2 protein-coding genes are annotated in these 2,090 nt (G+C 62.9%); both read left to right on the top strand.

Annotated elements, in window-relative coordinates; translation table 11 throughout:
* Positions 1–106 precede the first annotated feature (106 nt).
* Positions 107–1,447 carry an IS1380 family transposase gene (locus AKG11_RS33460; RefSeq protein WP_050747148.1) on the top strand — a complete coding sequence of 447 codons (1,341 nt, stop codon included), beginning with the start codon at positions 107–109 and terminating at the stop codon, positions 1,445–1,447.
* A gap of 256 nt (positions 1,448–1,703) precedes the next feature.
* The coding region (locus AKG11_RS33455; protein ID WP_050747147.1) for a helix-turn-helix domain-containing protein at positions 1,704–2,090 on the top strand (387 nt) is incomplete at its 3' end.

Here is a 2,090-nt window from a genome sequence, read left to right as displayed (position 1 = left end):
CCCGAATAATTCACGAGGGGTTGGCGGATATGGTTCAAACCGTTGAAATGACGTAGGATTTGGTTGCTTACGCCGATCCGTGCCGTTTCCGGAGACCACACCCGCCATGAATGATCCTACGCTAGCGCTGCCCGGTTTGTCATCAGTCGGCGGCAAGCCCGTCGTCGCCCGTTTTGATGGCGGCATGCTATCGTCCGACAGCGGTGTTCTGGCCCTGGCTGCGGTGGACAAGCGGCTACATGTGGCCGACCGTCTGGCGCGCTGCATCGACGATCCGCGTTGCCCGGACCAGACCGTCCATAGCCTGGCCGACATGATCGGCTTTCGCATGAAGATGATCGCCGCCGGCTACGAGGATGGCAACGATGCCAACCGGCTGCGTTCCGATCCGGTCTTCAAGATGGCCCAGGACGCGCTGCCGTCGGGTCGCGATCTGGCCTCCCAGTCGACGATGTGCCGGCTGGAGAACCTGCCTGGCGTGAGGGAACTGGTGGCGATGGGCCGGGCGATGGTCGACCTTTACTGCGCCTCTTTCCGGCAAGTTCCCAAGCGGATCGTGCTCGACATCGACGACACCTTTGACGCCGTGCATGGCGGCCAGCAATTGCGGCTGTTCAATGCCCATTACGATGAATATGGCTTCCAGCCGATCGTTGTGTTCGATGGGGCGGGACGGTTCGTCGGCGCGGTCCTGCGACCGGCAAAGCGGCCGAGTGGGGCAGAAATCCGCCCCCACCTGCGACGCCTGGTGCAGGCGATCCGGAGCAATTGGCCGAACACTCGGATCCTGATCCGGGCCGACAGCCACTATTGTAGTCCGGCGGTCATCGACTGGTGCCGCGCCAACGATGTCGACTTCATCTTTGGCTTGGCACCCACCACCACCTTGCGCAAGCATGTCGCGGACCTGGAAACCAGCACGATGGCGCGGTTCGACGCGTCGGCGAAGACGGGCAAGGTCCGCAGGTTCAAGGAATTCTTTGACGGCGCCGCTAGCTGGAGCCGCGTCGAGCGCATCATCGCCCGCGTCGAGGTTGGCGCCCAAGGCACCGACACCCGCTTCATCGTCACCAACCTTGCAGGTGGCAAGGCCAAGGTGCTCTACGAGGACGTCTACTGCCGGCGTGGAGCGGCCGAGAACCACATCAAGTCATGGAAGACGCATCTCGCCGCCGACCGGACCTCCTGTACGAGAGCGACGGCCAACCAGTTCCGGCTGTTCCTGCATGCGGGTGCCTATTGGCTGATGTGGGGGCTGCGGGCCGCGATGCCGAAGCGCTCGCGCTTTGCCGTCGCGCAATTCGACACCCTGCGACTGCGCCTCATCAAGATTGCAGCGCGGGTGGTCGAGATGAAAACGCAAATCCGCCTGCACCTGCCAACATCCTGCCCGGATCAGCGCATCCTGCGCATCGTTCTCGATCGCATCCCGCGGCTCGCAACATAGCCGACGGGGCGCTGACGCCCCAAAAGCGAACCCCTCGACCTCAACCTGCAAACCCCGCCTTCCATCACGATGGATTAACTCCGGCGACTGGCAAAACTTGCCTGCGGTGTCGCGCAGCCAGCAAAAGCCTGCCTCTCGTCGCCAAAACGTCCGGTGCTATGCATTAAGGCGGNATACGCCGCCTCGCTGACTTCGACTCTTTAGCCTTCCCAAAGTGGGGTGAATCTGAATCTCTGGTGCAAACCGGAGGTCTGCGATGCGATCAGGGATTTCACTACGGACGGATTTTGATGGAGACGGTCTGCGGCGGCTGGCGCGGCAGACGAAGGATGCCGCTCAGGCGCGCCGACTGCTGGCGCTGGCGTCGATCTACGATGGAGGCTCGCGTTCCGATGCCGCCCGCCTCGGTAACGTCACGCTGCAGATTGTCCGTGACTGGGTCATGCGGTTCAACGAACGCGGTCCCCAAGGTCTGATCAATGGCAAGGCTCCCGGCCCACAATCGCGGTTGAACGATCAGCAGCGTGCGGCCCTGGCGCAGGCCATCGAGCGTGGGCCGACACCCTATCTCGACGGCGTCGTTCGCTGGCGTCTGTGCGATCTGGCGCAATGGCTGTGGGAGGAGTTTCGCGTTTCGGTGAGC

The sequence above is a fragment of the Shinella sp. SUS2 genome (assembly GCF_001262505.1).
Classification (GTDB): Bacteria; Pseudomonadota; Alphaproteobacteria; order Rhizobiales; family Rhizobiaceae; genus Shinella.
Note: the sequence above shows the minus strand (reverse complement) of the source record. Positions and strands in the feature narration are given on the sequence as shown.